Source organism: Streptomyces sp. NRRL F-5123 (genome assembly GCF_000721495.1).
In the GTDB taxonomy this organism is placed as follows: domain Bacteria; phylum Actinomycetota; class Actinomycetes; order Streptomycetales; family Streptomycetaceae; genus Actinacidiphila.
Genome location: NZ_JOHY01000125.1, coordinates 1 through 3,732, shown reverse-complemented (window position 1 = coordinate 3,732; position 3,732 = coordinate 1). Strand labels below are relative to the sequence as shown.

Annotated in this window: 1 protein-coding gene and 1 pseudogene; both read left to right on the top strand. The window is 72.3% G+C overall.

What is annotated here, in order from left to right; genetic code table 11:
* The first annotated feature begins 280 nt into the window (after positions 1-280).
* On the top strand, positions 281-3,625 hold the full coding sequence (locus IH54_RS0138345; protein WP_031526097.1) for a nitrate- and nitrite sensing domain-containing protein: 3,345 nt from the start codon (positions 281-283) through the stop codon (positions 3,623-3,625).
* Positions 3,555-3,732: pseudogene (locus IH54_RS48210) on the top strand (roadblock/LC7 domain-containing protein); the annotation flags it as partial. The gene IH54_RS0138345 and the pseudogene IH54_RS48210, both read left to right, overlap by 71 nt.

The following is a 3,732-nucleotide window of genomic DNA, read 5'->3' as shown; positions in this document are numbered from 1 at the left end:
CGTCCGTGTCGTGCGACACGGACGGCCCGCCTTCATAACATTTCGAGAGACTTTCCGCCCGCGGCGACCACGGGACGCGCTCACCCGGTGCCGCAGCGCGTACACCCTTGCGGATGTTTGTCCGGCTGTATGCCGATTGTCGGCTCTTCCCGCAGCCCTCACCCCTTCCCCGCGCTCCCGCCACACGTTTGGCTAGCGCCCCCACGACGTGCTGGAATTCGCAGAACCCGAGAGTAGGAAACGGCCGTCGTTGCGCCGTCGCCGAGAGGTTGTTGGTCCAGTGAGGAACACCAGGCGAGCCGAGACGGGGACCGAGCACGGCCCGCGGGGGAATTTCACGCCGCCCCAGCGCTCCGGGAGCACTCCCGCGGACGGCAGGGCCGACGTCCCCGCACCGCCCGACGCCGGCGGGCGCTTCAGCGTGCGCAACTGGCGGGTGGCCACCCGGCTGAACGCGATCCTCCTGATACCCGTGCTCGTCGCCCTCGTCCTCGGCGGCTTCCGCGTCAACAGCGCCGTCAGCACCTGGCACCAGGCCGACGACGCGGTGCGCACCGCCGAACTGGTCCGCTCCGCGGCGACCTACAGCGACGCGCTGATGAACGAGCGGGACAACACGGTGGTTCCGCTGCTGGCCGGGAAGACCGACGACCCGGCCGTGAAGGCCGCGCGCGCCGCCACCGACACCGCCGCCCAGGCCTTCGACGACGCCGCGGCCCACATGCCGCACGAGGCCGGTCTGGTGCGCCGGATGGCCACCTTCCGCTCGGTGGAGCCGCAGCTCACGGCGCTGCGCAAGGCCGCGTACACCAACAAGCTCAGCGGTGTGCAGACCGAGGAGTGGTACGTCAGGATCCAGCACCCGCTGATGGAGCTGGCCAACGAGCTGGGCTACGGCACCAGCAACGTCACCGCCTACGGCCGCACCCTCTACGCCGACTCGCTGTCGAAGGCCGCGGAGTCGCTGACCCGCTCGATCGGCATGCACATCCTCGTCGAGCAGAACCCCCTCCCCGACGAGCTGGCGCTGATGAAGACGGCGCTCGGCTCGTACCAGTACCTGGAGGGCATCGCCCTGGAGGAGTACAACAGCGGCGGCACCGCGCAGGACGTGCAGCGGCTGAAGGACGCGCAGAACGCCGCGCTGCAGAAGGGCCGGGAGGCCAACGCGCAGGCCAAGGACCAGGCGGCCGCCGCCGGGAAGTCGTTCGTGGTGCCGCCGGCGCTGACCAAGATGGTCACCGAGATCGCCACCCCGGGCCGCACCACCGAGCAGCTCGCCGCCGAGGGCATCACGCCCGAGACCTACTTCGCGGCCTCCACACTGTCCTTCGGCGCCTACCGCACGGTCGAGGTCTCGCTCGCCGACCAGGCGGCCTCGGACGCGTCGAAAATCGCCTCCAACGCCAGGCGGGACGCGATCGTCAACGCGGTGGCCGTGGTGCTCGCGCTGATCGCCGCCTTCGTGGTGGCCGGCATGGTGGCGCGCACCATGAGCCGCAGCATGCGGCGGCTGCGCGGCGCGGCCTTCGAGATCGCCGAGACCCGGCTGCCGGGCATGGTCGACCAGCTGTCGCGCACCGACCCCGGCCGGGTGGACACCTCGGTCGCGCCCATCCCGATCGCCACCCGCGACGAGATCGGCGAGGTCGCCCGCGCCTTCGACCAGGTGCACCGCGAGGCGGTCCGGCTGGCCTCCGAGCAGGCGCTGCTGCGCGGCAACGTCAACGCGATCTTCACCAACCTCAGCCTGCGCAACCAGAGCCTCATCCAGCGCCAGCTGGAGCTGATCACCGACCTGGAGAACAACGAGGCGGACCCGGACCAGCTGGAGAGCCTGTTCCGGATGGACCACCTCGCGACCCGTATGCGGCGCAACGGCGAGAACCTGCTGGTCCTCGCCGGCGAGGAGCCGGTCCGGCAGTGGAACCAGGCGGTGCCGCTGGTCGACGTGCTGCGCGCGGCCGCCTCCGAGGTGGAGGCGTACGACCGCATCGAGCTGATCGGCATCCCGGACACCGACATCCACGGCAGCGCGGTCAGCGACCTGGTGCACCTGCTCGCCGAGCTGCTGGAGAACGCGACCACCTTCTCGTCGCCGCAGACCAAGGTGCGGGTGACCGCGACCCGGCTGCCGGACGGCCGGGTGATGGTCGAGATCCACGACAAGGGCATCGGCCTGACCGCCGAGGACTTCGCCGACATCAACCACAAGCTGGCCGACCCGCCCACCGTGGACGTCGAGGTCGCCAAGCGGATGGGCCTGTTCGTGGTCGGCCGGCTGTCCGACCGGCACGGCATCCGGGTCCAGCTGCGGCCGTCCGGCGAACAGGCGGGTACCACCTCGCTGGTGATGCTGCCCGAGCCGATCACCCACGGCGGTGGCGGCGAGGAGGAGACCGGCAGCGGCGAGGGCGACTTCACGGTGTCGCGGATCGTGCCGGAGACCTTCGGGACGGCCGGGCCGAGCGCCCGCACCGCGGCCGAGCTCGGCTTCGACGACTCCCGCTACGAGCAGGGCGCCCACGGCCTCGACCACGTGGGCCGCTCGCTGCGGCACGGCGACCGCCGGGCGCAGTTGGAGGCGGCGGTCTCCGCCGACCGCCCGGCGGGCCGCGGCGCCGAGCCGCCGGCCCCGCCGGAGCAGCGCCAGGCGGCCCCGCAGGGCGCACAGGCCCCCGAAGCACCGCAGCCGGGCCCGGAGGCCCCGTACGAGCCGCACGGCGGCTACGCGGCCGCGCAGGGCTATCCGCAGGGCTACGAGGCCGGTTTCCCCCAGCAGGGCTACGAGCAGCCCGTACAGGGCGGCTACGACGCGCAGGGCTACCCGCTGCAGCAGGAACCGGACGGCTACGCCGCCGGGGGCGGTTACGCGCCGGGTTACGGCCAGGGCTACGAGCAGCCCTACCCGCAGGCGTACGAGCAGCCGCTCGGGCAGCCGCAGGAGCAGAACGGATTCTTCGCGCAGGCGTACGACCGGCAGGGCGCGGGCGCCCCGGCCTCCTACGACGCGGGCGGCGACGGCGGCTACGGCGCGGGCGGCGACGCCGGTTACGGCGCGGGCGGCTACCCGCCGGCGGCGGCCGGGAGCGGCCGGCAGGCCGACCCTGCAGATTACCGGCCTGCTCAGAGCGAGTGGCCGGGATCTGACGGGGGTGTAACCGAATCCGTTCCGCCGCTCCCCGAGCAGCCGTCCGACAGCGTAGGCTCCCCCTCGCTGACGGACGCCGGACTGCCGCGCCGGGACCGGAAGCCCCGTACGTCACCGCAGGACCAGCCCGCTCAGGAGCCGCCCCAGCCCCAGAACCAGAACCAGTCGGAAGCCTCCGGCTGGCGGTCGAACAACGACGAGAACTGGCAGCGGGCCGAGACGGTCCGCGAGCCGAAGGCAGGCGGGGTCACCCCCTCCGGCCTGCCACGGCGGGTGCCCAAGGCCAACCTGGTCCCGGGTGCCGCAACGCAGACCCCGCAGGGCGGCCCACAGGTCTCCCGCGCACCCGAAGACGTCCGCGGCCGGTTGAGTAACCTGCGGCGTGGCGTCCAGCAAGGGCGCACTGCTGGAACTGACACGAACGGACAGGCCTCCGACCCCCACTTCGGCGGCCCACAGAACCAGGAGCGCTAAGTTGAGTCCGATGAGCCAGGCGGCACAGAACCTGAACTGGTTGATCACCAACTTCGTGGACAACACCCCCGGGGTGTCCCACACCGTGGTGGTCTCCGCCGACGGCC